Annotated in this window: 25 protein-coding genes and 1 pseudogene; 12 read left to right on the top strand and 14 right to left on the bottom strand. The window is 65.7% G+C overall.

Annotated features, from left to right (window positions below; all coding sequences use genetic code 11):
• A complete protein-coding gene (locus G6N27_RS12860) occupies positions 1-894 on the top strand; it encodes a phosphoribosylaminoimidazolesuccinocarboxamide synthase (protein ID WP_163776669.1) in 894 nt (297 codons plus the stop codon).
• Positions 891-3029, top strand: a complete 2139-nt coding sequence (locus G6N27_RS12855) for a S9 family peptidase (protein ID WP_163776668.1) — start codon at positions 891-893, stop codon at positions 3027-3029. The genes G6N27_RS12860 and G6N27_RS12855 overlap by 4 nt, the downstream gene beginning before the upstream one ends.
• On the opposite strand, the gene G6N27_RS12850 is transcribed toward G6N27_RS12855, so the two are convergent.
• Complete coding sequence (locus tag G6N27_RS12850) at positions 3015-4601, bottom strand: DHA2 family efflux MFS transporter permease subunit (RefSeq protein ID WP_163776667.1); 1587 nt, start codon at positions 4599-4601, stop codon at positions 3015-3017. The two genes, G6N27_RS12855 and G6N27_RS12850, sit on opposite strands and share 15 nt — an antisense overlap.
• A gap of 76 nt (positions 4602-4677) precedes the next feature.
• Between G6N27_RS12850 and G6N27_RS12845 the strand changes: the two genes are divergently transcribed.
• The 3 genes from G6N27_RS12845 (at position 4678) to G6N27_RS12835 (ending at position 7630) form a co-directional block, all read left to right on the top strand.
• Positions 4678-5166 carry a glutathione peroxidase gene (locus G6N27_RS12845; protein WP_163776666.1) on the top strand — a complete coding sequence of 163 codons (489 nt, stop codon included), beginning with the start codon at positions 4678-4680 and terminating at the stop codon, positions 5164-5166.
• A 79-nt stretch (positions 5167-5245) separates the two neighbouring features.
• Positions 5246-5950, top strand: a complete 705-nt coding sequence (locus G6N27_RS12840) for a DUF2334 domain-containing protein (protein WP_163776665.1) — start codon at positions 5246-5248, stop codon at positions 5948-5950.
• 27 nt (positions 5951-5977) lie between these two features.
• The gene (locus tag G6N27_RS12835; RefSeq protein WP_163776664.1) at positions 5978-7630 is read left to right on the top strand and encodes an FAD-binding dehydrogenase; all 1653 of its coding nucleotides are present in this window, start codon (positions 5978-5980) and stop codon (positions 7628-7630) included.
• A gap of 31 nt (positions 7631-7661) precedes the next feature.
• Here G6N27_RS12835 and G6N27_RS12830 read toward each other — a convergent pair whose 3' ends face one another.
• The gene (locus tag G6N27_RS12830; protein ID WP_163776663.1) at positions 7662-8300 is read right to left on the bottom strand and encodes an MBL fold metallo-hydrolase; all 639 of its coding nucleotides are present in this window, start codon (positions 8298-8300) and stop codon (positions 7662-7664) included.
• A 32-nt stretch (positions 8301-8332) separates the two neighbouring features.
• Here G6N27_RS12830 and G6N27_RS12825 point away from each other — a divergent pair, with 32 nt between their 5' ends.
• From G6N27_RS12825 to purQ, 3 genes are all read left to right on the top strand, one after another.
• A complete protein-coding gene (locus G6N27_RS12825; RefSeq protein WP_163776662.1) occupies positions 8333-8998 on the top strand; it encodes an ATPase in 666 nt (221 codons plus the stop codon).
• 66 nt (positions 8999-9064) lie between these two features.
• Positions 9065-9304: a phosphoribosylformylglycinamidine synthase subunit PurS gene (gene purS / locus G6N27_RS12820; protein WP_163776661.1), complete on the top strand. Its 240-nt coding sequence runs from the start codon at positions 9065-9067 to the stop codon at positions 9302-9304.
• Positions 9301-9975: a phosphoribosylformylglycinamidine synthase subunit PurQ gene (gene purQ / locus G6N27_RS12815; RefSeq protein ID WP_163776660.1), complete on the top strand. Its 675-nt coding sequence runs from the start codon at positions 9301-9303 to the stop codon at positions 9973-9975. The genes purS and purQ overlap by 4 nt, the downstream gene beginning before the upstream one ends.
• A 2-nt stretch (positions 9976-9977) precedes the next feature.
• Here purQ and G6N27_RS12810 read toward each other — a convergent pair whose 3' ends face one another.
• Complete coding sequence (locus G6N27_RS12810) at positions 9978-11399, bottom strand: WS/DGAT/MGAT family O-acyltransferase (RefSeq protein WP_179963286.1); 1422 nt, start codon at positions 11397-11399, stop codon at positions 9978-9980.
• Between the two features lie 93 nt (positions 11400-11492).
• Complete coding sequence (locus tag G6N27_RS12805; protein ID WP_163776659.1) at positions 11493-12305, bottom strand: lysophospholipid acyltransferase family protein; 813 nt, start codon at positions 12303-12305, stop codon at positions 11493-11495.
• Positions 12306-12415: 110 nt separating this feature from the next.
• Here G6N27_RS12805 and G6N27_RS12800 point away from each other — a divergent pair, with 110 nt between their 5' ends.
• Positions 12416-13468, top strand: coding sequence for an NAD-dependent epimerase/dehydratase family protein (locus G6N27_RS12800; protein WP_163776658.1), 1053 nt, complete (start codon positions 12416-12418; stop codon positions 13466-13468).
• On the opposite strand, the gene G6N27_RS12795 is transcribed toward G6N27_RS12800, so the two are convergent.
• The 8 genes and pseudogenes from G6N27_RS12795 to G6N27_RS12760 all read right to left on the bottom strand — a co-directional run bounded on the left by G6N27_RS12795 (position 13465) and on the right by G6N27_RS12760 (position 19297).
• The gene (locus tag G6N27_RS12795; protein WP_163776657.1) at positions 13465-14079 is read right to left on the bottom strand and encodes a hypothetical protein; all 615 of its coding nucleotides are present in this window, start codon (positions 14077-14079) and stop codon (positions 13465-13467) included. The genes G6N27_RS12800 and G6N27_RS12795 overlap by 4 nt on opposite strands.
• On the bottom strand, positions 14076-14678 hold the full coding sequence (locus G6N27_RS12790) for a methylated-DNA--[protein]-cysteine S-methyltransferase (protein ID WP_163776656.1): 603 nt from the start codon (positions 14676-14678) through the stop codon (positions 14076-14078). The genes G6N27_RS12795 and G6N27_RS12790 overlap by 4 nt, the downstream gene beginning before the upstream one ends.
• Positions 14665-15126 carry an RNA polymerase sigma factor gene (locus G6N27_RS12785; RefSeq protein WP_408632607.1) on the bottom strand — a complete coding sequence of 154 codons (462 nt, stop codon included), beginning with the start codon at positions 15124-15126 and terminating at the stop codon, positions 14665-14667. Before G6N27_RS12785 ends, G6N27_RS12790 begins: the two co-directional genes overlap by 14 nt.
• A 20-nt stretch (positions 15127-15146) precedes the next feature.
• Entirely contained in the window at positions 15147-15674 is a 528-nt protein-coding gene (locus G6N27_RS12780; RefSeq protein WP_179963285.1) for a methylated-DNA--[protein]-cysteine S-methyltransferase, read from the bottom strand.
• A 30-nt stretch (positions 15675-15704) separates the two neighbouring features.
• Positions 15705-16406 carry a haloacid dehalogenase type II gene (locus G6N27_RS12775; RefSeq protein ID WP_163781741.1) on the bottom strand — a complete coding sequence of 234 codons (702 nt, stop codon included), beginning with the start codon at positions 16404-16406 and terminating at the stop codon, positions 15705-15707.
• 21 nt (positions 16407-16427) lie between these two features.
• Positions 16428-17402 carry a zinc-binding alcohol dehydrogenase family protein gene (locus G6N27_RS12770; RefSeq protein ID WP_163781739.1) on the bottom strand — a complete coding sequence of 325 codons (975 nt, stop codon included), beginning with the start codon at positions 17400-17402 and terminating at the stop codon, positions 16428-16430.
• A 122-nt stretch (positions 17403-17524) separates the two neighbouring features.
• The gene (locus G6N27_RS12765; RefSeq protein ID WP_163776654.1) at positions 17525-18847 is read right to left on the bottom strand and encodes a TetR/AcrR family transcriptional regulator; all 1323 of its coding nucleotides are present in this window, start codon (positions 18845-18847) and stop codon (positions 17525-17527) included.
• 67 nt (positions 18848-18914) lie between these two features.
• Positions 18915-19297: pseudogene (locus G6N27_RS12760) on the bottom strand (alpha/beta fold hydrolase).
• 123 nt (positions 19298-19420) lie between these two features.
• Here G6N27_RS12760 and G6N27_RS25285 point away from each other — a divergent pair.
• Positions 19421-19636, top strand: coding sequence for a hypothetical protein (locus G6N27_RS25285; RefSeq protein WP_232064562.1), 216 nt, complete (start codon positions 19421-19423; stop codon positions 19634-19636).
• 36 nt (positions 19637-19672) lie between these two features.
• Positions 19673-20185 (top strand): SDR family oxidoreductase, encoded by a 513-nt coding sequence (locus G6N27_RS12755; protein WP_232064560.1) that lies wholly within the window; start codon positions 19673-19675, stop codon positions 20183-20185.
• Between the two features lie 2 nt (positions 20186-20187).
• Here the strand turns inward: G6N27_RS12755 and G6N27_RS12750 are convergent, their stop codons facing one another.
• Positions 20188-20985: a family 1 encapsulin nanocompartment shell protein gene (locus tag G6N27_RS12750; RefSeq protein ID WP_163776653.1), complete on the bottom strand. Its 798-nt coding sequence runs from the start codon at positions 20983-20985 to the stop codon at positions 20188-20190.
• Positions 20982-22001, bottom strand: coding sequence for a Dyp-type peroxidase (locus tag G6N27_RS12745; RefSeq protein WP_163776652.1), 1020 nt, complete (start codon positions 21999-22001; stop codon positions 20982-20984). Before G6N27_RS12745 ends, G6N27_RS12750 begins: the two co-directional genes overlap by 4 nt.
• Positions 22002-22050: 49 nt before the next feature.
• Between G6N27_RS12745 and G6N27_RS12740 the strand changes: the two genes are divergently transcribed.
• The gene (locus tag G6N27_RS12740) at positions 22051-23310 is read left to right on the top strand and encodes a M18 family aminopeptidase (protein ID WP_163776651.1); all 1260 of its coding nucleotides are present in this window, start codon (positions 22051-22053) and stop codon (positions 23308-23310) included.
• The last annotated feature ends 8 nt before the right edge of the window (positions 23311-23318 follow it).

Here is a 23318-nt window from a genome sequence, read left to right as displayed (position 1 = left end):
ATGCGTCCTGCCCTGTCCGACTACACCCACCTGGCCAGTGGCAAAGTCCGCGAGTTGTACCGCATCGACGACGGCCATCTGTTGTTCGTCGCGACCGACCGCATTTCCGCGTTCGACTACGTGCTCGACAGCGTGATACCCGACAAGGGACGCATCCTGACCGCGATGAGCGTGTTCTTCTTCGACCTCGTCGAGGCTCCCAACCACTTGGCCGGTCCACCGGACGACCCGCGCATTCCCGAGGAAGTTCTTGGCCGGGCCCTTGTGGTGAACCAACTCGAGATGGTCCCGGTGGAGTGCGTCGCCCGCGGCTACCTGACCGGATCCGGTCTGCTGGACTACCAGCAGAGCGGCACGGTGTGCGGCATCACCTTGCCTCCCGGCCTGGTCGAAGCCAGCCGTTTCGCCACGCCCTTGTTCACACCGGCGACGAAAGCCGAACTGGGAGAACATGATGAGAACATCTCGTTCCCGCAGGTGATCAACATGATCGGCGGAGTCCGCGCGAACCAGTTGCGTGACCGCACATTGCAGACCTACGTCCAGGCCGCCGACCACGCGCTGCGAAAGGGAATCATCATCGCTGACACCAAATTCGAGTTCGGCGTCGACGCCAACGACAACCTGGTGCTGGCCGACGAAATCTTCACCCCTGATTCATCGCGGTACTGGCCTGCCGCCGAATACCGTGTCGGCGAGGTGCAGAACAGCTTCGACAAGCAGTTCGTCCGTAATTGGCTGACCAGTCCCGGGTCAGGTTGGGACCGCGGCGGATCGAAGCCGCCGCCCCCGCTTCCGGACAGCATCATCGACGCCACCCGCGCCCGTTACATCGAGGCCTACGAGCGGATCTCCGGCCTCCGGTTCGACGACTGGATCGGTCCGGCCGCATGACCGAACCGACACCGCCGGTCGCCAAACGGGTCGACACCCGGCGAGAGTTTCACGGCGACGTGTTCGTCGACCCCTACGAGTGGCTGCGCGACAAGTCCAACCCTGAGGTGATCGCCTACCTGGAGGCCGAGAACGAGTACGCCGACCAGTCGACCGCGCAGCTCGAGCCGTTGCGGCAGAGGATCTTTGACGAGATCAAAGCCCGCACCAAGGAAACCGACTTGTCGGTGCCGGTCCGCCGCGGCGATTGGTGGTATTACGCCCGCAGCTTCGAAGGCAAACAGTACGGCGTCCAATGTCGTTGCGCGGTCATCGATCCCGATGACTGGAATCCACCGGTGCTCGACGAGGACACCGAGATTCCGGGTGAGCAGGTCTTGATCGACGAAAACGTCGAGGCCGAGGGACATGACTTTTTCTCGCTCGGTGCCGCCAGCATCAGCCCAGACGGAAATGTGCTCGCCTACTCCGTCGACGTGGTCGGTGACGAGCGATACACCCTGCGGTTCAGGAATCTTCGCACCGGAGAGCAATATCCCGACGAGATCGTCGGGGTCGGTGCGGGTGCGACGTGGGCCACCGACAATCGAACGGTCTACTACGTCACCGTCGATGCGGCGTGGCGCCCCGACACCGTCTGGCGGCATCGGCTCGCTTCGGGGCTGGCGGCCGAAAAGGTCTACCACGAAGCCGACGAGAAGTACTGGGTCGCTGTCGGCCGAACCCGCAGCGACGCCTACATCCAGATCGCCTCGGGGTCCGCGATCACCTCAGAGGTGCGTTATGCCGACGCCGCGGACCCGCACGCCGAGTTCGTCGTCGTGCTGCCGCGCCGCGACGGCATCGAGTATTCGGTGGAGCATGCGATTGTCGGGGGCCAGAACCGGTTTTTGATCCTGCACAACGACGGTGCGGTGAACTTCACCCTGGTTGAGGCGCCCGTCGACGACCCCAGCGCGCAACGCACGCTGATCCCGCACCGCGACGATGTTCGACTTGATGGCGTCGACGCGTTCGCCGGCCACCTCGTCGTCAGCTACCGCGGCGAGGCCTTGCCCCGAATTCAGCTGTGGCCCATCGACGGCGACGGATACGGGCGCGCCGAGGAGATCTCCTTCGACTCCGAGCTGATGTCGGCCGGCCTGGCCGGCAACCCGAATTGGGACTCGCCGAAGCTTCGGGTCGGCGCAGGATCGTTCATCACGCCGGTGCGCATCTACGACCTCGATCTGGTCACGGGTGAGCGCACCCTGTTGCGCGAGCAACCGGTGCTCGGCGATTACCGGCGCGAAGACTACGTCGAGCGTCGCGACTGGGCCCAGGCAGCCGACGGCACGAAGATACCGATCTCCATCGTGCACCGTGCCGATATCGAATTCCCTGCTCCGGCGCTAATTTACGGATACGGCGCATACGAGATGTGTGAGGATCCGCGCTTCTCCATTGCCCGGCTCTCGCTGCTGGACCGCGGAATGGTCTTCGCGGTAGCCCATGTCCGCGGCGGTGGCGAGATGGGTCGACTCTGGTACGAGCGTGGCAAGCTGCTGGAAAAGACGAACACTTTCACCGACTTCGTCTCAGTCGCTCAACATCTGGTGGACACCGGCCTCACCCGTCCCGAGCACTTGGTCGCACTGGGCGGCAGCGCCGGCGGCCTGCTCATGGGTGCGGTCGCCAACATCGCGCCTGATCTGTTCGCGGGCATCCTGGCGCAGGTACCGTTCGTCGACCCGCTGACGACGATCCTGGATCCGTCGCTGCCATTGACTGTCACCGAATGGGACGAATGGGGAAACCCGTTGAGCGACAGCGATGTCTACCATTACATGAAGTCGTACTCGCCCTACGAGAACGTCGCCGCGAAGGACTACCCGGCCATCCTCGCGATGACGTCGCTGCACGACACCCGGGTCTACTACGTCGAGCCGGCGAAATGGGTTGCGGCGCTGCGACACACCAAAACCGACGGCAACCCGGTCCTGTTGAAGACCCAGATGACCGCCGGCCACGGTGGTATCAGCGGCCGCTATGAGCGCTGGAAAGAGGTTGCCTACCAATACGCATGGCTGCTGGCAGCCGCAGACCGCGACCACTATGGCAGCGGCCAGGTTGACGATCTCTTAGTGGACCGCTAACCGCTTGCCCGCCGGCGGCGGCTTGTTGGGCAGGAACGCGACCGGCAGCAGGGTCAGCGCGACGACCACAATCGCCACCATCAGGACCAGGGTGTAGGAGTGGGTGAGGTCGTGCATCAGCCGGACGGTGAAATCTGCGGAGACCTCGTGGTGCGACGACGGCGCCGGCGCACCGTGCTTGCCGAATTTTCCGCGCAGGATCCCGAGTTTTTCTGCGGTGCGGATGGTTTCGCTGCGATTGAACTGACTGGTCAAGATCACCGACATCAACGCGGTGCCGACCGCAACTGCGACGTGCTGATTGACGCTGAGTAGCGTCGACCCGCGGGCCACCTCGTGGGGTGCCAATGTCTGCACGGCAGATCCGGACAGCGGAGTCAGCGTGCAGCCCAGGCCGATGCCGGTGATGACCAGCCCCACCAGCAGAATCGGCTGATAGGCCGCCTGTTGCCACGCGCCATATGTGAATACCGTCAACCCAATGGCGATCGATGCGATGCCGACCAACAGCACGTTGCGGGGTCCGCGTTTGTCCATCAGGGTGCCGGCCAGCGGCATCGTCAGCATCGCGCCGAGTCCCTGCGGAATCAGCTGCAGGCCGGACTGCAGCGGGGTTTCGTGGAGCAGCTGCTGAAGATAACTAGGGATCACCAGGACCGCGCCGAAAAAGCCCACCGAGAACGCGAACATCGCCGAGTTGGACAGCGTCACCGCACGATTCTTGAACAGCGCCAGGTCGATCAGCGGATGCCGGGTGCGGTACAGCGCATGCAGAACAAACGCGGTGATCAAGGTGATCCCGATGAGCCCCGGTATCCACACGTGGTTGTCGGTGAAGCTGTCACGGCGCGGCACTGAGGAGATCCCGAACAGCAGTGTCGCCAATCCCGGTGACAGCAACAGCATTCCGACGAAGTCGAACGCCTCCGACGGGCGGGGACGATCCCGCGGAAAAATCAGCGCCGCGGACAACAGCAGGATGACCCCGACCGGCAGGTTGATCCGGAAGATCCACTGCCAGCCGTAAGCGCTGATCAGCCAGCCGCCGAGGACCGGCCCGCACATCGGGGCAAGGAGCATCGGGATGCCGAGCACCGCCATCAACCTGCCGAGCCGTCTCGGGCCCGCTTCGCGGGTCAGGATGATCAGCGTCAGCGGAACCAGCATTCCACCGCCGAGTCCTTGGATGATCCGAAAGGCGATGAGCTCGGTGATGTTTGACGCCATCGAGCACAACAGCGATGCCAGGGTGAACCACAACGCCGCGCCCATGAACAGCCGCTTGGTGCCGAACCGGTCGGATGCCCAGCCGGCCAGTGGGATCACTGTGGCCTGCCCGAGGGTGTAGCCGGTGATCGTCCACGCGACGACGGCCTGGGTGGAGGCGAACTCGCCGATGAATGTCCGCTGCGCGACGCTGACGACGGTGCCGTCCAGGATGGCCATCACCGAAGCGAGAATGCAGACGCCGGCCATCCGCAGCAGTCCGGCGTCGAGGCCGTCGGGGTAGTCATGCGGGTCGACGGCAGCCGGTTCGGTAGTCGCGGCCGACGGCGCCGCGGGAGAGGACATGATCCCACCATAACGAGTATTTAGCTAGCCGACCAACATACTTTGCGCTCGATGAGAGCGGGTAGCGTCGCAGGTTATGACTGTGACCGAGATCGCTTTGACCGGCCTTGATGGCCACCCGACGTCTCTGGCCGACTACAGCGACCGCGCGGTGCTGGTGGTCAACGTGGCGTCCAAGTGCGGACTGACGCCGCAATACGCCGCGCTCGAGCAGCTAGCCCGCGACTACGCCGACCGCGGCCTCACCGTCATCGGCGTTCCGTGTAATCAGTTCATGAGCCAGGAGCCCGGCACCGCGGAAGAGATTCAGACGTTCTGCTCCACGACCTACGATGTGACGTTTCCGCTGTTAGCCAAGACGGAAGTCAACGGGCCGAGCCGACACCCGCTGTACACCGAGCTGACCAAGACGGCCGACGCCGACGGGCAGGCTGGTGACGTGCAGTGGAACTTCGAGAAATTCCTGATCGCCCCGGGTGGCGAAGTGGTCAACCGATTTCGCCCGCAGACGGTGCCTGATGCGCCGGAGGTGATCAAAGCCGTCGAGGCGGTCTTGCCGAATTAGCTGGCAGACGGACTGAACGGACGCTTGTTGTCCGCGTGTATGTCACCGTCTGGACACCTGGCATCGTCAAAATCGAGGTGTGTCTGGGAAGTTGATCGTCTCAGTGTCCGGGATCAGTGAACGCACGTTGGACGACGTCGCCACGTTCTGCGAGACGATGGCTGCGCGGTCGGTGCCGGTGTCGTTTCTGGTCGCCCCGCGCCTCAAGGGTGGTTACCGGCTGGACCACGACCCGGGCACCGTCGAGTGGCTGAGCGACCGGCGTTCGTCAGGTGACGCGATCCTGCTCAACGGATTCGACGATGCGACCACCAAGAAACGTCGCGGCGAGTTCGCGGTGCTGCCCGCGCACGAGGCCAACTTGCGGTTGATGGCCGCAGACCGGGTGCTCGAACACCTCGGACTGCGCACCCGGCTGTTCGCGGCGCCGCGGTGGACGGTGTCGCCGGGCACAGTTACCGCATTGCCGCGCAACGGTTTTCGTCTTCTTGCCGACCTGCACGGGGTCACCGACCTGGTCCGTCACACGACGGTGCGATCGCGGGTGCTGGGCATCGGTGAAGGGTTCCTGGCCGAGCCGTGGTGGTGCCGCATGCTGGTGCTGTCGGCCGAGCGGGTGGCGCGCCGCGGCGGCGTCGTGCGCGTCGCGGTTGCCGCTCATCACCTGCGCAAACCCGGCCCGCTGCAGGCGATGCTCGACGCGGTCGATCTGGCTCTGCTGCAGGGCTGCGAACCGACCGTGTACCAGTGGCGGGTGGATCAGGCCATTCTCGACGCGGCCTGACCACTCAGGTCGCTACTGTGTAGCGCCATGAGCGATACCCACGCAGACGTCGTCATCGTCGGGGCGGGCCTGGCCGGCCTGGTGGCTGCCTGTGAGTTGGCGGATCGCGGCAAGCAGGTGCTGGTCGTCGACCAGGAGAACGCCGCCAACCTCGGCGGGCAGGCGTTCTGGTCGTTCGGTGGCTTGTTCTTCGTCGACAGCCCTGAGCAGCGTCGGTTGGGCGTCCGCGACAGCCACGAACTCGCGCTGCAGGATTGGCTGGGCACCGCGGCGTTCGACCGGCCGGAGGACTACTGGCCGAGGCAATGGGCGCATGCCTACGTCGATTTCGCGGCCGGGGAGAAACGCAGTTGGCTGCGTGCCCGGGGTCTGCAGATCTTCCCGTTGGTCGGCTGGGCCGAGCGTGGCGGTTACGGCGCTCAGGGCCACGGCAACTCGGTGCCTCGCTTCCACATCACCTGGGGCACCGGCCCGGCCATCGTCGACATCTTCGCGCGCCGACTGCGTGACAGGCCCAATGTCCGGTTCGCACATCGGCATCAGGTCGACGAGCTGATCGTCGAGGGCGACGCGGTGACCGGGGTACGGGGGAGCGTGCTGGAGCCGTCGACCGAGCCGCGCGGTGTCTCGTCGTCGCGAACGGTTATCGGGGAGTTCGAGTTTCGCGCTCAGGCCGTGATCGTCACCAGTGGTGGTATCGGCGGCAATCATGAACTGGTGCGGGCGAACTGGCCCACGCGGATGGGACGGGTTCCCGAGCAACTGCTCGCCGGAGTGCCCGCGCACGTCGACGGTCGGATGATCGCGATCACCGAGAAGACCGGTGCGCGGGTGATCAACCGGGACCGGATGTGGCACTACACCGAAGGCATCACCAACTACGACCCGATCTGGCCGCTGCACGGCATCCGGATCATTCCTGGGCCGTCGTCGCTGTGGCTCGACGCCACCGGAAAACGGTTGCCGGTTCCGCTCTATCCCGGCTTCGACACCCTGGGAACGCTGGAGTACATCGCGAAGTCCGGCTACGACTACACCTGGTTTGTGTTGAACGCCAAAATCATTGGCAAGGAGTTCGGGTTGTCGGGTCAGGAGCAGAACCCCGACCTGACCAGTCGCAGTGTCCGTCAGCTGCTGTCGTCGCGGGCCGGATCGGGTGCGCCTGGCCCAGTGCAGGCCTTCCTCGATCGCGGCATCGACTTCGTCAGCGCGGACTCGTTGCGCGAGCTGGTGTTGACGATGAACAAGCTGCCCGATGTCGCGCCGCTGGACTACGCGACGGTGGCCGACGAGGTCACGGCCCGCGACCGCGAGGTCGCGAACCGCTTCACCAAGGACGGTCAGATCACGGCGATACGTGCGGCGCGCGGGTTTCTCGGCGACCGGCTGGGCAGGGTGGTCGCGCCGCATCGGCTGGCCGATCCCAAGGCCGGCCCGCTGATCGCGGTGAAGTTGCACATCCTGACGCGAAAGACGTTGGGCGGGTTGGAAACCGACCTGGATTCCCGTGTGCTCAAGGCCGACGGAACTCCGCTCGACGGGTTGTACGCGGCCGGCGAGGTGGCCGGTTTCGGTGGCGGCGGGGTCCATGGCTACCGGGCGTTGGAGGGAACGTTCCTGGGTGGTTGCATCTTCTCCGGGCGTGCTGCGGGCCGCGGTGCGGCAAGCGACATCGCCTAGCCGTGCGACTGGTTGCACACTCGGCGCAGTCCTAAAAGCGGACCGAACTTTCCTCGGGCAACACCTGGAAGTCGGTGTCGGTCATCTCGGTCAGCCTGCCGTAAAAGATGCCGCGCGCGTCCGGGGCGATGATGCCCTGGTGGATGGGCACCGCCCGGGCGGGCGCCACCGCCCGCAGGTAGTCGACCGCCTCGGAGATCTTCATCCACGGCGCGGCCGCGGGAGTCGCCAACACGTCCACCGGCTCGTCCGGGACGAACAGAGCATCGCCGGGATGCATGAACCGCGCGGGGTGGTCGCCGTCGCCGACGAGGTAGGAGATGTTGTCGATCACCGGGATCTCCGGATGGATGACGGCGTGCCGGCCACCGAGTGCGCGGACGGTCAGCTCGCCGACCGACAGTTCGTCGCCGACGTGCACGGCTTGACACGGTGCATCGAGCTGCGCGGTGGTCTGCGGGTCGGCGTAGAGCGCGGCGCCCGGATTGGCGTCGAGCAGCGCCGGCAGCCTGTCCTCGTCCACATGGTCGGGGTGCTGATGGGTGATCACGATTGCGGAGAGACCGGTGATGCCCTCGAAGCCGTGCGAGAAGGTTCCCGGGTCGAACAGCACGGTGGTGTGGCCGAAGTCGGCGAGAACGCAGGAATGACCGAAATGCGTGAGTTGCATGTCTACGATTGTGCGCTCATGGGGTGCACCGCATGCGCCTAGTCCTGGCGGCGATCCTGATCGCGAACGGTCTGGCGGCGATGTGCGTGCCGCCGGCCGTCGCCGATCCGGAGACCTGTCCGCCGGTGTGTGACCAGATTCCCAATACCGCGTGGATCTCGTCCTCTGCGATACCGCTGGACTCGACCTACCACTGGCCGTCGCTGGCCTCCTCGGCGGTGCCGATGACCGGGACAGCGACGCCGCGCTTCCGGTTCGAGGAGGTCTGCGCGACTCCCGCGTTCGCGCACGACACCCGCGACTCGGCTGTCGCCAGCCGGGCGACGGTGAACAATCCCGCGGGTCAATGGCAGCTGCGGGCCCAGGTCCTGCACTGGCGCGGCGATACCGCGCGTGGCGGCCAGAACGCGTCGTCGGTGTTGGCGATCGCCGCGGCCGCGTTGCGCGGCTGCCAACTGGGCGCCGCGACGGAGTCACCGTCGGTCACCGTCGACGAGCCCGACCGGCTGGCCGCGGTGGTCAGCGGACCGGTGATCATGCACACCTATCTTGTCGCGCAGCCGCAGAACAGCACGCTCAGCGAGCTGACACTGTGGGCGTCGGATCCCGCCCAGCCACCCTGGCCGATAATTTCCGACGCCCAGGTACTGGATGCGATGGGCTCGCCGCTCTGCGCGGCCTACCTCGGCTCGTGCTAACCGGGCGGTCGGCACGTCGACCGGTAGAGTTACCGCCGAGCAGCCAGATCAGTAGGAGGAGTGCCGGTGGCCCGGGTGGTGGTGCACGTGATGCCCAAGGCCGAGATCCTCGACCCGCAGGGTCAGGCGATCGTCGGAGCGTTGGGTCGGCTTGGTCACGGCGGTATCTCAGAAGTGCGGCAGGGCAAGCGGTTTGAGCTCGAGGTCGACGACAGCATCGACGACGCGGCGCTCGCCGAGATCGCCGAGTCGTTGTTGGCCAACACGGTGATCGAAGACTGGACAGTAAGCCGAGAACCGCAGTGACGGTGCGGATCGGCGTCATCACCTTCCCCGGCACGCTCGATGACGTCGACGCTGCCCGCGCCGCGCGAGCGGTCGGGGCCGAGGCGATCAGCCTGTGGCACGCCGACGCCGACCTCAAGGGCGTCGACGCCGTGGTGGTACCCGGCGGGTTCTCCTACGGCGACTATCTGCGCTGCGGCGCAATCGCGAAATTCGCCCCGGTGATGGGCGAGGTTGTCGCCGCCGCCGGCCGCGGACTGCCAGTCCTGGGCATCTGCAACGGTTTTCAGGTGCTCTGCGAGGCCGGGCTGCTGCCGGGTGCGCTGACCCGCAACGCCGGTCTGCACTTCATCTGCCGCGACGTGCGGCTGCGGGTGGCGTCGACGTCGACAGCATGGACGTCACGCTATGAGACCGACGCCGACCTGCTGATCCCGCTGAAGTCCGGTGAAGGCCGTTACGTCGCTTCCGCCGAGGTGCTCGACGAGCTGGAAGGCGAAGGGCGCGTGGTGTTCCGCTACCTCGACAACCCCAATGGCTCACTGCGCGACATCGCCGGCGTCAGCTCCGCCAACGGTCGAGTCGTCGGGCTGATGCCGCATCCCGAGCATGCCACCGAGGCGTTGACCGGTCCGTCCGATGACGGGCTCGGCTTGTTCTTCTCGGCGCTCGACGCGGTGCTGACCGCCTGAGATCAGCGCAGCGCGTGTTCGACTTCGACGGGGCTGTCGCTGTCGGAAAATCCTGCAGCACTGCGTAATTCGCTGAACGCCACACATAGCGCATCGGTGGCCTCGTGCGGGTCGCCGAAGGTCTGGTCGTCGGTGAGCACCGCGATGCCGAGCTGATCGACGTAGCTCCACACCGTGATGTTGACCGGTGCGCCAGGGGACAGCACGCCGGTCGAGTAGATCTCGCTGACCGGCGCGCCACCGAAGTGGCCCCGTTCGCGCGGCCCCGGAACGCTGGAGACCGCGACGTTCATCAGCTTGTTGTGCGCGTCGCGCGAACCCAGCCACCGGAATGCCGCCGGGGCGATCGCCGTCGGTAGGTAACCCAGCATCTGCCCGTACAGCCGCGGACCGAGAATCTCGTGGTCCTCCTTGGCGATCTTGGTCGACAGCGCCACCAGCCCGGCCCGCTCGGCCGGATCGGCGATATGCACCGGCAGCGAGATCATCAGCCCGCTGATCTCGTTGCCAGTTACCCGTTCCGACTTGTCGGTCGCGGTGGGGACCGACGCAATGATCGGACGGTCGGCGGCGCCGTCATAGCTCAGCAACAGCTGCCGCAGCCCGCCGGCGGCGATCGCGAGCACTAGGTCGTTGATCGTGATCCCCAACGCCTTGGCGGTCTCCTTGACGTCGGCCAGCCGGAGGGCGGCGGTGGCGAATCGGCGCTGCGGCGAGACCACGTGGTTGAGGAAGGTTGGCGGCGCGTCGAAATTGTCCGCGAGATCCGGGTGATCGCCGCGCTCCTTGCCGCGGCGGCGCACCCGGGTGAACCCTTTGGCGGCATTTCTGAGCAGGCCGGGCAGCTCCGCGATCTGCGTGACGTGGTCACGGGCGGCGGCCCGCAGCAGCCCCGACGTCGTCGGCGAGACCCCGGCCACATCGTTGTCCCGCTCGTCCGGCGGTGCGTCTTTCAGGTCCATCGCGCGGGCCAGCAGGTTGACCGAGGCGACCCCGTCGGCCAGCGCATGATGGACCTTGCCGATCAGGGCGAACCGTCCGCCGGCCAGCCCTTCAGCGAAATGGAACTCCCACAACGGGCGGCTGCGATCCAGCGGCGTCGACGCCACCGTGCCGATGACGCCGTCGAGTTCGCGACGGCCGCCGGGCGCGGGCACCTGGACCTGGCGCAGGTGGTAATCCAGATCGACGTCGCAGTTCTCCAGCCACATCGGGTGATGCAGTCGCCACGGAATGTCGACGAGCTTGTAGCGCAACGGTTCCAGCAGGTGCAGTCGGCGGCGCAGGTGGTGGCGGAACGTGTCGAAGTCGAATTCGGCGTCGCTGCCAGCCGGATCGATGACCGCGACCTTCAGCGTGTGCGTGTGCAGGTTCGGCGTCTCGCTGTACAGCAGCATGGCGTCCATACCGTTGAGTCTCTTCACGCCCCACCTCTTCGTGTGTCGACATGTCCATGCAACACCTACGCCGAGGCGAATTCGCCGGAATCGCAGTTTCCGGCGAGCAGTTCCGTGGGCTCAGCCGAGGACGGGTAAACGCCGTTGGCGGGCAAGCCGTTTCAGTGCGGTCTGCATCACCTCGCGCACGTGGGCGTCAACCTCGTCGACGTCGGGGTCATCGCCGAAGCGGGCGGTGACATCGATCGGTTCCAGCACCTCGGTGACGATCTTGGCGGGCAGCGGCAGGTTCGGCGGGAAGATCACGCTCAGTCCGAACGGGAAGCCGAAGCTCATCGGCAGGATGTCCATCCGGGCTTTGGTGAGGCCCAGCTTGCGGGCCAGCCAGTTGCCCCGGGTCAAGAACAGCTGGGTCTCCTGCCCGCCGATCGAGACGGTCGGCACGATCGGCACGCCGGCCTCGATCGCGGTCCGGACGTAGCCGGTGCGGCCGTTGAAGTCGATGGTGTTCTCGCTGAACGTGGGGCGATAGGAGTCGTAGTCGCCACCGGGGAACACCAATACGACCGCGCCCGAGTGCAGCGCCTTGGCGGCATTTTCCCGACTGGCCTCGATGACGCCGAGACGGCGCAGTACACCGTCGAGTGGACCCATGAAGATGCCGTAGTGCCCCAGTGTGTAGACGGGGCGGTCATAGCCGAACGCGTCGTAGAACGCCGGCGAGAAGATGAACACGTCCGGTGTCAGCATTCCCCCGGAGTGGTTGGACACCACCAACGCTCCGCCGGCAGCGGGGATGTTCTCGATATTGCGTACCTCGGCGCGATGCCATCTCTTGATCAGCGGGCCGACGGTGTCGGCGACCTGTTTGGTGAACGACGGATCCCACTTGGCGGTCTCGTGCTCGTCGTCGGTCATGGCTCCCCCGCTCATGTTGATCGGCTCGATTGCCCGTGACGATACGGTTGGCAACCGGCAGCTACCGGCGAATATGCTACTCTCCGTTTCCGAGAATCTCATATTCACTTGTGGACGGGCGGAAGATGACCGAGACCGTTCTTGTCACCGGCGCGTTCGGCTTGGTTGGCGCGCAGACGGTGCGGCGCCTGGCCGAGGCCGGCCACCGCGTCGTCGTGACCGACCTCGGTACCCCTGCGCAGCGCAAGACCGTGCTGCCCGCGAACGCCGAGGCACGCTGGGCGGACCTGACCGACCAGGGCGAGGTCGACCGGTTGATAGCCGAAGTGACGCCGACCGTGATCGTGCATCTGGCCGCCGTGATCCTGCCTGCGATGTACCGCATCCCGGCGATTGGTCGGCGCGTCAACGTCGAGGCGACCGCCGCTTTGGTGCGTGCCGCGCAGTCGGCGCCGCGGCCGCCCCGTTTCGTACTGGCGTCCAGCAACGCCGTCTACGGCGCGCGCAATCCGCACCGTAACCCGGAAAGGCTGCGCGCCGACTCGCCGCTGGCTCCGTCCGAACTCTATGGCGAGCACAAGGTCGAGGCCGAAAACCTGGTTCGCGCATCGGGTCTGGACTGGGTGATCCTGCGTCTCGGCGGCGTCATCAGCGTCGAGCCGGGTGCGATGCCGATCAACGGCGACGCGATGTTCTTTGAAAGCGCACTGCCGACCGATGGCCGCATCCACACCGTCGATGTGCGCGACGTGGCGACCGCGTTCACCAAGGCCGCCACGGCCGACGTCGTCGGCGAGGCACTGCTGATCGCCGGTGACGACTCGCATCTGCTTCGGCAGAAGGACGTCGGCTTGGCGATGGCCGCGGCACGAGGCCTGCCGAACGTATTGCCCGCTGGGCTGCCCGGCGATCCGGACAGCGACGAAAACTGGTTTGTCACAGACTGGTTGGACACTTCCCGAGCTCAGGAAGCGCTCTCGTTCCAGCAGCACTCCTGGCCGGACATGCTCGCCGAGATGCGCGCCGCCGCCGGTTGGCGACGTCACGTGATGTTCCTCGTCGCCCCGTTGGCGCGGGTGTTTCTCAATCGGCGGGCCGCGTACCGCAATGCGCCGGGCCGTTACGCCGACCCGTGGGGCGCCATCCGGTCCCGGCTCGGTGACCCCCGCCCCGACTAGCGGGCACTGACGTCGATCTGCGCCGGGTACCCTGCGCGTAATACCGCGACTGTCGACGGCGGGGTGAGTACCGGCGCGGAACCTGTTGTTGGCCTGGGGGATTGCTCACGGTAGGTGTACCCGCTGTCGTCCCAGACCGCGAGGTGATCGCCGACGACTACGGCCAGACCTTGCCCGGTGTCGACGAACACGCCGTCGGGCAGGCTGGTCCACGGCAGGGTTGGTTCGGCCGGGCTTGTCCGCTCGCGGTGCAGTTGGTGGTCTATCTCCTTTGCGTATGGTGTTGCACAGCACTGGCTTTCGCTCCACGCCTGCCGGTACGCGTGGTAGTCGCTGCGTCGGCATTCGGCGCACGGACGATGGCCGGCGGCGAAAGCGACGGCCTCGTCGAGAAAGAACAGCTGGGTGTAGTGATTCGGCGCCCACTGTGGTGCGTGGCGGCCCTTGAACTCCAGCAGGCAGGTGATCCAGGCCTTCGATTGATGGTTGCGGACGATGTCGCGGGCGCCGCGGCCCTCATGCAACCGACCACGGTTGCCCATCCACCCGCCACGACCCGCGACAGCGACGATCTCACCGCGCGGCGTCACCCGGTTGCGTGCGGGCGTCATTGAGCGCCTTCGAGATCCAACAGGGTGCGTTTGGCGACGGGTCCGCCGCGATACTGACCCATCGTGCCGTCGGCGCGGACGACGCGGTGGCACGGCACGACGACGGGGATGGGGTTGGTCGCACACGTCGTTCCGACCGCGCGAACTGCCTTGGGTGAGCCCGACAGCCGCGCCAATGTGCCGTAGCTGGCGGTGGTGCCGTAACCGATGTCGGTCGCCAGATGTTCGAGCACCGTGCGGCGAAACCCCTTCGAGAGTTGCCAGTCCAGCGGCACATCGAAGCGGTGACGGCGTCCGGAGAAATACTCGTCCAGTTGCGATGCGACGGCATCGAGACGCGCCGGCGCGTTCAGCACCCGCGAGCTGATCCGGTCGGAAAGGCTCTGCAGCACAGCGTCATTGCCTTCGCTGTCGAAAGCCACCCGAACCAACCCGATCGGGGTCGCGGCAATCAGCAGTGAACCGACGGGCGAGTCGACGGTACGGTAGGCGACGTCGAGCACGTCGTCGTGTTCGGCAGCGGTGGCTAGTCGGGTGTGCAGGCGGGCGATGTCGGCGTCGTCGACGGGATACAGCGCGGCAAGGTCAATCGAGGTCATGGTCGGACTCCGTGTCGTAGGTGCGCCGCAGCGTGGCGATGCCGTCGGCGGCTGCGCGGCGGGCGGCGGCGGGGCTGCCGCCGAGCAGTGTGGCGATCTCGGCATAGGGCAGCCCGGCCAGGTAGTGATAGGCCACCGCCTGACGTTGCTTGGCCGGCAGCGCCGCAACCGCATCGGTCAACTCGGCGTGCGGTGCGTCGGCGTGATCCGGCGTCGTCGCATCCGGTGTGTCCGCGACGAGGGTGGCCCGTCGAGAAGTGGCCCGGACGACGTCGATTGCCTTGCGGTGAGCGATCGTCACCAGCCAAGCCTCGACGTTGGCGTCGGCAGGCACATCGGGGTAGGCCTTCATCGCGGCCAGGAACGTATCGGACCAGGCGTCGTCGGCGTCGGCGTGGCCGAGCACAGCGCGAACCACGCGCAGCACGGTGGGACCGTGCTGCGACACGATCGTCTCGAACGGCAGCTTTACCACAACGATTGCGGCGCAACCGGTATCGCCTTCTCCAGCTCGAGCAGATATTGCTTGCGGTCCAGGCCGCCGGCGTATCCGGTGAGCTTGCCGGTCGATCCGACCACGCGATGGCAGGCGATGTAAATCGACAGCGGGTTGTGACCGACGAAGCCGCCGATGGCGCGTGGGCTGATGCCCTCGCCGACCGCGCGGGCCAGTGCACCGTAGGTGGTGGTCTGGCCGTAGGGGATCTCGGCGAGCAGCCGCCACACCCGCTGTGCCCGGTCGCTGCCCTGCGGGTTGAGCGGCAGATCGAAATCCTTTCGCTCACCGGCGAAGTACTCGTTGAGCTGCGTGACGGCGTCATCGAATTCCGGGTCAGCGGTGGCGTCGACCCGCGGGCCGAACGTCGTCTGGTCCGGGTGAGTCCAGTGTCCGGGGTAGTAGAGGCCGGTCAGGCCGTCGTCCTCGCGCACCAGGGTGAGGGGTCCGATCGGCGAGTCGATGACGGCGTGGCGGGTCGTGGTGGTCGCGGTGGACATGTGAGCCTCCGAATTCGGCTGAAATGCTGACTACTGAGTAGACGTCTCATCCGGCCGATGTGTGAGGTTGGCCGCCAAATCGGGAAGATTCCGCGCGACGACGTCGGGCTGCGGCAAGCCGGACACGGGAAACAGCGTGTTGCCGGGGCGGGTGATCAGCGCGCCGCTGTAGCCGACCGATTGCGCGCCGATGGTGTCCCAGACGTGGGCGGCGACCATCATGCACTCCGCCGGTGCAACGTCGAGCTGGTCGCACACCCGCTGGTATGTCGCCGGGGCCGGTTTGAACGCTCGGCTCGCGTCGACGCTGAATTGGTGTTCGAAGAAGTGACTCAACCCGGCATGCTCCAAGGGACTCGGACCGTCCGGGTTGGGCGGTGAATTGCTCAGCGTAACCATCCGAAAGCCGTTGTCTCGCAACGATGCCAGCCCGTCGGCGGCATCAGGGTGAGCCGGCATGGTCAGCATGGCCTGCTTGATCGCGCGCACGTCGTCGTCGCTGATCTCGACATTGTGGATATCGGCTAGCATCCGCAACGCACCCTGTCCGAGACTGAAAAAGTCGACATAGTTGCCCGACAACGTCACTGTCATCGAGTACATGACCAACTGGTTGAACCACCCGCGCATCGCCTGCCGGTCGCCGAAAATACGCCCGAAAATCGGCGCTATGGAGTCGATGTCGATCAGGGTTTCGTTGACGTCGAACACCAGAACCGACGGAGCGGCAATCATGCTGCCATCATCTAGTGGTCATTCCACGACGACAACCATTTTTCCGCCAGCCTCACCGGCCTCCATGATCCGATGCGCTTCGCGGATCTCATCGAAAGAGAAGATCCGAGACGGTGCCGCTTCGAGCTGACCGGCTGCCACCTGGGCCGCGATGTCCTGAAGGGGTACGTCGGACAGCGGGAAACCTGGGTTGCCGAAGACGAAGCTACCGAAGAACGACCAATTCACCCCACTGGCCATGCGTAGCAGCGGGTTGAAGTCGACGATCGGGTCCAGACCGCCCAACCATCCAGCCAGGCATGCCGTGCCGCCGCGGCGGAGCATGTCGAGCGAGTCGAGGATTGTGCTGTTGCCGACGAGATCGAGCACGGCATCGATCTGCTTGGCTTCTGCGATCCGCTCGGCCAGTATTGGCGACTCCAATTCGACGCGGAAGACGCCGAGTGCCTCCAGCATGGCGAAACGTGTGCGACTGCGCACGGTAGCGATGACACGTGCGCCCGCAGCAACCGCCATCTTGACGGCGGCCTGGCCGAATGACGAAGTCGCGCCGCGTATTACGACGGTCTGGCCTGCCGATAGTTTGAGGTTGCGGAACAGGCAGGTCCATGCCGTCGCATACGTCTCGGGCAGCGCCGCCAAATCGGCCCACGGCAGTTCCGACTCGATCAGGGCGACGTTGGCCGCGCGTACCCGGGTGTATTCGGCGTAGCTGCCGTTGATGGTTCGTCCCAATCCTCCCATCAGGGCGGCCACCTTGGCGCCGACCGCGAATTCGCCGGAAGGGCACGCGTCCACGGTGCCCACACATTCGATCCCGCTGACCTCGGCGGCTTCTGCCCATTCACCCCGACGCATGTGCGCCTCGGCGTGGTTGACGCCAAACGCCCGGATTTTGATGATGACCTCGCCATCCCTGGGGAGCGGCTTTGGGATGTCGCTGTAGACCAGGCTGTCCAGGCCGCCGAACTTCTCCAGCACGATGGCGCGCATGCTCTCCCCGCCCGGTCGTTCGCGGACCACCGCGGGGGCAGATGGTAGGGCTGTCACGAGGCTCCTCTAAACCATAGTGGGATATGTCGCCCATTATTATGGGACATCTAACCCATAGCTGTCTAGCCGCGGGGCGCAGGTGGCGCGAACGAGCGCGCGTAGTCGACCGCGCCGTAGATTGTTGCCCGCAACGGTTCTGGATCTTCGGTGATGAAGGTGACCATGGCGCCGCCCTGATGCGCGGCGACAAGGGAAACCGCGAGATGCCGTGGGTCTGCGTCGGGGCGTAGGTCGCCACGCCGGCGCATCTCGGTGAGGCCGTTTTTGAACAACGCGATCCACCTGTCGTAACCCGCAGCCAGGTCTTGGTGGATCTCGGCGTCGGCGCCGATCAACTCTCCGGCCAGCGAACCGTAAACGCAGCCACCCCGGCGGTACACGGTGTCGACGTCGGCCATGGTGAGGTCAGCCCATGCTTGCAGGGCCGCGAGGCTGTCGAGGTCGCCGAGTCGCGGTTGGGTGTGAAATGACTGCACGTGTTCGCGGCGCGCGGTGATGACCTTTCGGGTCAAGTCGCGTTTGCCGTCAAAGTAATGGGAGATTTGCGATCCGCTGACCGACGCCGTCGTCCGTACGTCATCAATGCTGGTGTCGGCTACACCACGCCGGAACATCAGGTCGGCGGCGACGTCGACGATCCGCGCACGAGTTGCACGCCCCTTGCGAGTAAGTCCCGATGCTGCGTCGTCGGGCGCGCTGCCGCCAATCTCGCGCCGACCACGGGGTCGACGCGCAGCGCGCGCCACGCGTTCGGCGGGGTTTACGGCGAACAGTCGCGCGTAGTTGAGCGCGAATCGCAGCGCGTCGGCGTGCGGCCATTCCGCTCGATAAGTGAAGCTCAGGGTCGCACCGCCTTGGTGAGCGCTGACGACGAGCAGGGCCAGCTTTCGCGCATCGGCGTCGGAGATCAGGATGTGACGATCTTTCATGCGCTGAAATGAATTTTCTAACAACATGATCCACTGCCAGTAGCCCGCGGCCAGGGTGTCGCGCGTGGTCGCGTCGGACTTTCCGAGTTGTCCGGCCAGAGCGTGATACGTGGGCGTGCCTGAGTAGCCGGTACGCCGCAGATAACGCATGTTCAGATCGATCCAGCGCTCGAAATCGTCGAATGTATCCAGCGTCCGCAGCTTCGGCTGCCGGTGAAAGTCCAGCACGACGTTGGTCTGGCGCTCGACCACCGCACGAATTAATTCCCCTTTGTCGGTGAAGTAGTGGGCGAGTTGCGATCCGCTGACCGACGCGGCTCGGCGCAGCGCGTCCATGTTGAAGGACGAGACACCCTCGCTGAGAATCAATTCGGCCGCGATCTGCACGATCCGATCGCGGGTGGCTTGACCTTTGGCGGTCAGGCGCCGGTCGTCGTGCGGATCGGCCTCGGCCATGGCGTCAGGCTAACGCGCATGTATCGCCGATTATGGGATGTTCAACCCATCAGTACACGGGGTGTCGTCAGATCGTGGAATGGACTCTGGCGAGGAAGGCTCGGATCAGAGCGGTCGTCTCGTCCAGTGCCGACTCCAACAGGAAATGGCCTCCGTCGAGTAGGTGGATCTCAGCGTCGGGTAAATCGGCAGTGAAAGCCTCTGCGCCGGCCGGACCGAAGATCTCGTCACCGCGCCGACGGGTGGCGCGTCGGAAAGGCCGAATCCCAGGTGATCCGGCGCGATGACGTGGTAGCTGTCCGCGAGCGCGGGGACCAGGGCTCGGAACATGTAGGAGCTGGTCGGAAAGCCATGTAGCAGAACCACTGTGGGTGACTGGGGATCGCCGGCCTCCCGAAAGAACAGGCGGTGACCATCCACATTCGCGTAGCGGTGATGTACAGCCGGCATGGGCAATTTCTCCTTTGCCGAGTAAGTGCTGCATAATGGGTCAGACAGCCCATTATGCGCCTTGAGTCGTTACGGCACAAGGCCCTAGCGTTGATCTTCCGGGTAGGCCGCCTATATTATGGGATGAATGACCCACTCTTGCGAGCGACAGGAGTCGATGTGATGGGCGGCGGATTGCGTAACAAGACCGTGGTGGTGGTCGGCCGCGGCAGCGGGATCGCGCGTGCCGTCGTCCTGGCGGCCCGATCGGAGGGCGCGCACGTCGTCGTCGCCGGACGCGACAGAGGCGCATTGGCCGACGCCTACGCCGACGTCGCCGACGCGGGAATCAGCGCCTAAACGGTCGACGTCACCGACGACGACTCGATCGCGGCGTTGGCCGACCGACTGGGCCCCGTCGACCATGTGGTGTCCACCGCGTCTGCTCGCGCCCGTGGAGAGTTGGCCGACCTGCAACGGGAGAATCTGCGGCTATCGTTCGACACCAAGGTCATAGGGCCCACGATGCTCGCCAAATACCTTGCTGCGCAGATGAATCCGGGGGGTTCTTTCGTCCTGTTCTCCGGTGTGCATGCCTTCAAGCTCAACGTCGGCTATCTCGGCGTGGGCATCACGAACGGCGCGGTGGATTTCTTGACCCGGTGGCTCGCGGTCGAGCTTGCCCCGATTCGAGTCAACGCGATCTCGCCGGGCGTCATCGACACCGGTGCGTGGGACTCACTGGGCGATGAAGGTAAGCGGGACTATTTCGCGCACATCAGCTCCCAAAACCCGGTGCGCCGGATCGGAACAACGCGAGACATCGCCGAGGCCGCGCTGTTCGCGATGACCAATACCTTCATGACCGGTGTGACGCTGCGGGTCGACGGCGGCGAATCGCTGACCTAGTGCTACGGGCTCAGCGCTACCGCCGCCTCGGCGGTGTAGTTCAGGAACGTCAGGGTCTCCTGGAGATACAGCTGCACGGTGTCGGCGTCGTGTTCGAGGTAACCGATCGAGACGTCGGTACCCAACTGTAAGTCGAAATCGCCACCGCGCGTGGTCAATACGAATGCGCCGTCGATTGCGGGCGCCCAGATGATGTCGCCGTTCACCAGCCGGTTGATGTGCTCGAGAATCGGATATCCGTGCTCGGTGGTTTCGCTGACCTTGGTGTAGACATCGGCGGACAGCAGAACCGAGTACGGGCCGTCGACACCGGCAAGCCGCAGCTCGGACAGCGCCTGGGTGATGATGTCCGGGATGGCACGCGGATCACCGGGCAGCTTCAGCGGCGGATTGCTGCTGGCGTTGCGAATGCCGTCGATCGACGCGGCGGCGTAGCCCTCGAAGATGGCGCGGTCCTCGGCGAACGCCAGCTTCTTGGCGGCCGCCTTGACCGGGTCCCAGTCGGAGTCCTGCGAACCGCGCTCGACGTCGTCGATCTCCGAACGGGACAGCGTGAACGGAACACGGAGCCGCACAAGGGGCTGACTGGCACGCAGGTGGGTGACCACGCCGTCGGAAGGTGCTTTCACGTCGAGCAGCCGTCCGGTGCTGATCGCCGCCGTTGTCGGTCCACCCGGCTCGCTGACGTCGACCACGCGCCGGCCGGCGATGTGGCGCTTGAAGGTTCGCGTCGCCTCGACTTCGATTTCTGCCCAGGCCTCGTCGGTGATTGGCGCAAGATCGCGGTACAGGTTGTTCATTGCGGGATTCCTTTCAAACTGCCGATCGCCAACGAGCCATCTGCGGGCACGCCTATTGTCGCCGGAGCCGCTTGCGGTGCATCCGGCAGCGGCGGCGGATCGTCGAGGAAGTCGACGGTGGGGGAGAAGAACAGTCCGCCGGTGACGGCGGTGGAGAAGTCCAGGATGCGGTCTGTGTTGCCCGGCGGGTCGCCGAGAAACATGTTGCGCAGCGCCTGCTCGGTGACCCGCGGGGTGCGCGAATAACCGATGAAGTACGTGCCGAATTCGCCCTTGCCGAGCTCGCCGAACGGCATGTTGTGCCGCACCATCTTCAGTTCGTTGCCATCGTCGTCGGTGATGACGTTCAGGGCGATGTGCGCGTTGGCCGGTTTGTCGTCGTCGTCGAGTTCGAGGTCTTCCAACTTGGTCCGGCCGATCACATGCTCCTGCTCGGTGACCGACAGCGCATCCCACGCGCCGATGTCGTGCAGGTACTTCTGCACGTGCACATAGCACGAGCCGGCGAAATCCGGATCCTCGTCGCCGACCGTGGTGGCCGAAACCGCCAGCGCGCCATCGGGATTCTCGGTCCCGTCGACGAACCCGAGCAGATCGCGGTTGTCGAAGAACCGGAAACCGTGCACCTCATCGACCACCGTGACCGCGCCGTCCATCGACCGCAGGATGTGATTCGCCAACTCGAAGCACACGTCCAGCGTCTCGGCGCGAACATGGAACAACAGGTCGCCGGGCGTGGCCGGGGCCTTGTGCCGCGGACCGTCCAACTCGACGAACGGATGCAACTCGGCGGGTCGCGGACCCGCGAACAACCTGTCCCAGGCCTGCGAGCCGATCGAGGTGATCACCGACAGCTTCTTGGCGGGGTCGCGGAATCCCGTCGCCCGCACCAGCCCCGAAATGTCCGGCAGCGCGTCGTGCACGATCTCTTCGCCACCCTGGTCGATGGTGAGCACCAGAAAGATCGCGGCCGGCGTCAGCGGCGCGAGCACCGGTTGCGGGGTGGGGGCGGGCACGGATTCGACCCTAACGTTTCAGGCGAGCCCGTGATGAAAAGATGGGCCCATGGCGGCCACTGCGCAGGGTCTATGCGAATTCATCGACGCGTCCCCGTCGCCGTTTCACGTCTGCGCCACCGTCGCGTCCCGGCTGCGCTCGGCCGGTTACACCGAGCTGGCCGAGGCGGACGAGTGGCCGCGCGCCGGCAAATTCTTCATCGTGCGGGCCGGGTCGCTGGTGGCCTGGGACAGCGGCGACGACGCGGGCGATCGACCGTTCCGTGTCATCGGCGGCCACACCGACAGCCCCAACCTGCGGGTCAAGCAGCACCCCGACCGTGAGGTCGTCGGTTGGCAGGTAATCGCCTTGGAGCCCTACGGCGGTGCCTGGTTGAACTCGTGGCTGGATCGCGATCTGGGCGTCAGCGGGCGGCTGTCGGTGCGCGACGGTGCGGGCATCGCGCATCGGCTGGTCCGCATCGACGAGCCGATTCTGCGGGTGCCGCAGCTGGCGATCCATCTGGCCGAGGACCGCAAGTCGCTCACGCTGGATCCGCAGCGCCATGTCAACGCGGTGTGGGGTGCGGGCGGCGCATCGCGGTCGTTCCTCGGCTACGTCGCCGAGCAGATCGGCGCCGATCCCGGTGACGTGCTCGGCGCCGATCTGATGACTCACGATCTGACTCCGTCCAGACTTTCGGGCGCCGCCGACGAGTTCGTCAGCGCCCCGCGGCTGGACAACCAGGCGTCGTGTTATGCCGGTCTGGACGCGTTTCTGGAAGTGGCGTCAACCGGATACCTGCCGGTGCTTGCGCTGTTCGATCACGAGGAGGTCGGCTCCACCTCGGATCACGGTGCCGACTCGGAGTTGCTGCTCACCACACTCGAGCGGATCGTGCTGGCCGGCGGCGGTGGCCGAGCCGACTTTCTGCGGCGAATCTCCGGGTCGATGGTGGCCTCGGCGGACATGGCGCACGCCACCCATCCCAACTACCCGGAGCGGCACGAGCCGGGCCACCTGATTGCGATCAACGGTGGCCCGGTGCTCAAAGTGCACCCGAATCTGCGCTATGCCACCGATGGCCGCACCGCCGCGGCCTTCGCGCTGGCGTGCCGGCAGGCCGGGGTCCCCCTCCAGCGTTACGAGCACCGCGCCGATCTGCCGTGCGGCTCGACGATCGGCCCGATGACCGCGGCCCGCACCGGAATCCCGACCGTCGACGTCGGCGCTCCGCAGCTGGCGATGCACTCCGCACGGGAACTGATGGGCGCCAACGACGTTGCCGCGTATGCGGCGGCATTGCGGGCATTCTTGTCACCGGGCTGACCTACCAT

Origin of the sequence: Mycobacterium cookii (genome assembly GCF_010727945.1) — a bacterium.
GTDB lineage: Bacteria > Actinomycetota > Actinomycetes > Mycobacteriales > Mycobacteriaceae > Mycobacterium > Mycobacterium cookii.
Note: the sequence above shows the minus strand (reverse complement) of the source record. Positions and strands in the feature narration are given on the sequence as shown.

Excerpts from the sequence above, each read along its gene's own strand:
- G6N27_RS25285 (WP_232064562.1), top strand. The coding sequence starts at position 19,421 with ATGAATGACCCACTCTTGCGAGCGACAGGAGTCGATGTGATGGGCGGC.
- G6N27_RS12845 (WP_163776666.1), top strand. The coding sequence starts at position 4,678 with ATGACTGTGACCGAGATCGCTTTGACCGGCCTTGATGGCCACCCGACG.
- G6N27_RS12740 (WP_163776651.1), top strand. The coding sequence starts at position 22,051 with ATGGCGGCCACTGCGCAGGGTCTATGCGAATTCATCGACGCGTCCCCG.
- G6N27_RS12790 (WP_163776656.1), bottom strand. The coding sequence starts at position 14,678 with ATGACCTCGATTGACCTTGCCGCGCTGTATCCCGTCGACGACGCCGAC.
- G6N27_RS12830 (WP_163776663.1), bottom strand. The coding sequence starts at position 8,300 with ATGCAACTCACGCATTTCGGTCATTCCTGCGTTCTCGCCGACTTCGGC.
- G6N27_RS12770 (WP_163781739.1), bottom strand. The coding sequence starts at position 17,402 with ATGCGCGCCATCGTGCTGGAGAAGTTCGGCGGCCTGGACAGCCTGGTC.
- G6N27_RS12780 (WP_179963285.1), bottom strand. The coding sequence starts at position 15,674 with ATGTCCACCGCGACCACCACGACCCGCCACGCCGTCATCGACTCGCCG.
- G6N27_RS12860 (WP_163776669.1), top strand. The coding sequence starts at position 1 with ATGCGTCCTGCCCTGTCCGACTACACCCACCTGGCCAGTGGCAAAGTC.
- G6N27_RS12850 (WP_163776667.1), bottom strand. The coding sequence starts at position 4,601 with ATGTCCTCTCCCGCGGCGCCGTCGGCCGCGACTACCGAACCGGCTGCC.
- G6N27_RS12825 (WP_163776662.1), top strand. The coding sequence starts at position 8,333 with ATGCGCCTAGTCCTGGCGGCGATCCTGATCGCGAACGGTCTGGCGGCG.
- G6N27_RS12805 (WP_163776659.1), bottom strand. The coding sequence starts at position 12,305 with ATGAGCGGGGGAGCCATGACCGACGACGAGCACGAGACCGCCAAGTGG.
- G6N27_RS12800 (WP_163776658.1), top strand. The coding sequence starts at position 12,416 with ATGACCGAGACCGTTCTTGTCACCGGCGCGTTCGGCTTGGTTGGCGCG.
- G6N27_RS12855 (WP_163776668.1), top strand. The coding sequence starts at position 891 with ATGACCGAACCGACACCGCCGGTCGCCAAACGGGTCGACACCCGGCGA.
- G6N27_RS12795 (WP_163776657.1), bottom strand. The coding sequence starts at position 14,079 with ATGACGCCCGCACGCAACCGGGTGACGCCGCGCGGTGAGATCGTCGCT.
- G6N27_RS12765 (WP_163776654.1), bottom strand. The coding sequence starts at position 18,847 with ATGGCCGAGGCCGATCCGCACGACGACCGGCGCCTGACCGCCAAAGGT.
- G6N27_RS12835 (WP_163776664.1), top strand. The coding sequence starts at position 5,978 with ATGAGCGATACCCACGCAGACGTCGTCATCGTCGGGGCGGGCCTGGCC.
- G6N27_RS12750 (WP_163776653.1), bottom strand. The coding sequence starts at position 20,985 with ATGAACAACCTGTACCGCGATCTTGCGCCAATCACCGACGAGGCCTGG.